Origin of the sequence: Saccharopolyspora sp., assembly GCF_017434145.1 — a bacterium.
Classification (GTDB): Bacteria; Actinomycetota; Actinomycetes; order Mycobacteriales; family Pseudonocardiaceae; genus Saccharopolyspora_C; species Saccharopolyspora_C galaxeae.
In genome coordinates this window covers 1-3,124 of record NZ_JAFRFW010000977.1, presented here as the reverse complement: position 1 = coordinate 3,124, position 3,124 = coordinate 1, and the positions used below count along the sequence as shown (strand labels likewise).

Genomic DNA, 3,124 nt, shown 5'->3' with positions numbered 1-3,124 from the left:
CTCGACCAGCCGCGCGTGCTGGAGTTCAAGGATCACGTGCTGCGGGCGCAGCCCGGCTGCGAGCGGATCACCGTGCCGGTCGATCTGCGCGAAGACTGGCCTGCCGCCCTGCGCGCGGCCGGGTTCGACCCGGCCGCCCCGACGGCGTGGCTGGCCGAAGGTCTCCTGCGGTATCTGCCCGGGGCGGCTGTGCGGGAACTGTTCGCCCGCATCACCGAATTGTCCGCGCCGGGCAGCCGGTTGGGTGTGAACGAGACCCGGGACGAGTCGTGGCATCCGCAGTTGCAGCGCTTCTTCGTGCATTTCGGGCTCGACCCGAGCGCGCTGCGGCACGTCGAGTCCGCCCGCCCGCAGGTGGCGACTTGGTTCCCGGCCCACGGCTGGCAGACTCCCGCGCTGGTCACCGGCCGCGAACTCGCCGAGCGCCACCTGCGCGCGCTGCCTGCGGAAGCCGACGACTGGTTCGCCGCCCACAGCGACTACTGCACGACCCGCCTGCCCGGCCGAGATGAGCAGTGACATGAGCGTGCTCGGCGTCGCCGATGTGCCCGGTGGCGCATCGGACCGGTGAGCCCCGCTTCGATCGCGGCAGTGGTGATTCGCCAAGGGCGTGGCGGTCAGGCCACCGGCAGCGTGCGTTCGTGGATCAGTTCGAGGCCGTCGGCGGCGTCGTTGCGGGCGCCGACCCGGTGGAAGCCGAGTGCGGCGGCCAGTGCGAGCGAGGCGGTGTTGTCGGGGCGGATGCAGGCCACGCAGATCATGGCTCGGCCGGTGCCGTGCGCCCAGCCGGTCAGTGCCCGCGCTGCTTCGATGGCATAGCCCTTGCGCTGATGACCGGGCATGATCTCGTAGCCGATCTCGACCCGCCCGCCGCGCGGTGGCGCGTGGAATCCGATGTGGCCGACGACTTCCTGCTGGTCGCGGTGCACCACGGCCCGCACGAGCCATGGTTGTTCATTCCGGTCGTCGGCCAGTTGCGCCAGCCGCCGCCGCGCCGGAACTCCCGAGCACCACCCGGCAGGCACGTGCACGCCCAGCGCGCGCTGCAGCTCGGCGGCATCGCCGCGCAGGACCAGCTGCAGCAGCTTCGGGGTGAGCACGGTCAGGTCGAGGCGGTCGCTGCGGATCACGTCATCGCTCATCAACGACGATCCTCGTGGTCGCCCACTCGCGGTTCAACGCACCGGGAGCCGACGAGCCGGTGAACCCGCTGCGCGAGGCGCCGCACGGTGGGTCCTCCGGTCAAGATCAGGGCAGTGACCGTTGCTTTGTCTGCGGCGTCGTAGCTTGCCTAGCCCGGAGTGGGCAGCGCGGTGCTGCGGATCAGTACGTGAAGCGGCGGACGGTTTCCGGGTGGATGACGACGCGAACCAGGTCCGAGGCCAGCATCCCGGCGAGGTCCTCGGCACGGACCGGGTCCTCGAGGTCCCAGTAGCGCGGGGCCAGGCGGCTGCACAGGTCGTTGGCTCCGCCGGATTCGATCGTGGTGCGGCCGACGACCGACACCCATTGCTCGCGTTCACCGACCGGGGCGACAACGGTGATCGAGGCGCGCGGGTCGCGGTGCAGACGCCGTACTTTCAGCGAGTCCGACTCGGTGAACAGCTCGATCGCGCCCTCGGCGGTGGCCTCGAACCACACCGGCCGCGGTTGCGGCGGCAGTGGCCCCGCGGCCGTGGACAGCAACCCGTGCAGGGGGCGTCCGAGAAATTCGAGGTCCTGGGTGGTCAGGGGACTTGTGCTGGTGCTCATGAGTCCGATTCAACACCGCCTGCTCGGACGAGCACATGGGTGAGGAACCGGGTTACCTGTGCATTCGTCTAGGCTCGGTGCGGTGGATGCGTTCGGTGACCTGTTCCGCGGCATACGGGCTCACGGCTCGTTGTTCGGCAGTTCGACCCTTTCCCCGCCTTGGGCGCTGCACTTCGCCGACGGCGCCCCGCTGACCTTGTGCACCGTGCTGACCGGCGGGGGCTGGATCGTGCCGGAGAAGCATCCGCCCGAACCGCTGTCCGCCGGTGAGACGATCGTGGTGCGCGGCCCTGCGACGTTCACCTTCGTCGACGAGGTCGGCACCCGGGCCGAACCGATAGCGTGCGGCGCGCACTGCGCGACTCCGGAGCAGGGCGGGACCAGGCACCGGCGCGGCTGGAACGACCGCGGCCACGACGTCGACGACGGTGCGACGACACTGATCGTCGGCGCATATCCGGTGCGGGGTGCTACCAGCGACCGGCTGCTGGAGGCACTGCCGGCGGTGCTGCGCGTGGACTCCGGGGACACGGGCGACCCCGTGCTGGAGCACCTCGCCGCCGAGGTCGCCGTCGACAAACCGGGCCAGCAGGTGGTGCTCGACCGGCTGCTGGACTGGATGCTGGTCTGCACGCTGCGCGAGTGGTTCGACCGTCCCGGCGGCGAACCTCCGGCCTGGTGGACCGCGCAGCGCGACCCGGTGGTCGGCGACGCGCTGCGCCTGCTGCACGCCGAACCGGCGGCGTCGTGGACGGTCGCCGCGCTGGCCGAACGCACCGGGGTGTCGCGCTCCACGCTGGCCAAGCGGTTCACCGAGCTGGTCGGTGAACCGCCGCTGACCTACCTCACCCGCTGGCGCATGACGCTCGCCGCGGACCTGCTGGCCGAGCGGGAGGCCGCGACCATCGCGGACATCGCCCGCACCGTGGGCTACTCCGACCCGTTCGGTTTCAGCGCCGCGTTCAAACGGGTCCAGGGCCTCAACCCGAGCGAGTTCCGGCGCACCGCGACCACCGCCTGACTCGCCTGCTAGCCCGCCGGGTCCACCAGCACCTTCATCTTCCGGCCCGCCCGCAGCGCGTCGAAGCCCTCATCGACGACTTGCCCGATAGGGATGTGCGAGACCCAGCCGGTGGTGTCGTAGTGCCCGCGGGCCATCAGGTCGATCACCGCGCGGTAGTCCTCGGCGGTGTAGGCCAGCGATCCGCGCACGAGAGCCTCGCTCATGACGAGTTTGAGCAGCGTGACGGGGAACGGGTGCTCGTAGATCGCCACCGACACCATCGGCTTGCGCGTGCCCAAGCACGACAACCCGGACTCCACCGCGGCTTGCGCGCCCGCCGCGTCGTAGACGGCGTCGGCGCCGCGGCCG

Annotated in this window: 5 protein-coding genes; 2 read left to right on the top strand and 3 right to left on the bottom strand. The window is 71.0% G+C overall.

What is annotated here, in order from left to right; all coding sequences use genetic code 11:
- Positions 1-519, top strand: a 519-nt coding sequence (locus IJH84_RS26535; protein ID WP_295150314.1) for an SAM-dependent methyltransferase, incomplete at its 5' end; no start/stop codon positions are given.
- Between the two features lie 98 nt (positions 520-617).
- On the opposite strand, the gene IJH84_RS26530 is transcribed toward IJH84_RS26535, so the two are convergent.
- Positions 618-1,142, bottom strand: coding sequence for a GNAT family N-acetyltransferase (locus tag IJH84_RS26530; RefSeq protein ID WP_295150311.1), 525 nt, complete (start codon positions 1,140-1,142; stop codon positions 618-620).
- A gap of 181 nt (positions 1,143-1,323) precedes the next feature.
- Positions 1,324-1,752 (bottom strand): pyridoxamine 5'-phosphate oxidase family protein, encoded by a 429-nt coding sequence (locus tag IJH84_RS26525; RefSeq protein WP_295150309.1) that lies wholly within the window; start codon positions 1,750-1,752, stop codon positions 1,324-1,326.
- Positions 1,753-1,834: 82 nt separating this feature from the next.
- On the opposite strand from IJH84_RS26525, the gene IJH84_RS26520 reads away from it, so the two are divergent.
- On the top strand, positions 1,835-2,773 hold the full coding sequence (locus IJH84_RS26520; protein WP_295150306.1) for an AraC family transcriptional regulator: 939 nt from the start codon (positions 1,835-1,837) through the stop codon (positions 2,771-2,773).
- An 8-nt stretch (positions 2,774-2,781) separates the two neighbouring features.
- Here the strand turns inward: IJH84_RS26520 and IJH84_RS26515 are convergent.
- On the bottom strand, positions 2,782-3,124 hold a 343-nt coding region (locus tag IJH84_RS26515; RefSeq protein ID WP_295150304.1), incomplete at its 5' end, for a zinc-binding dehydrogenase.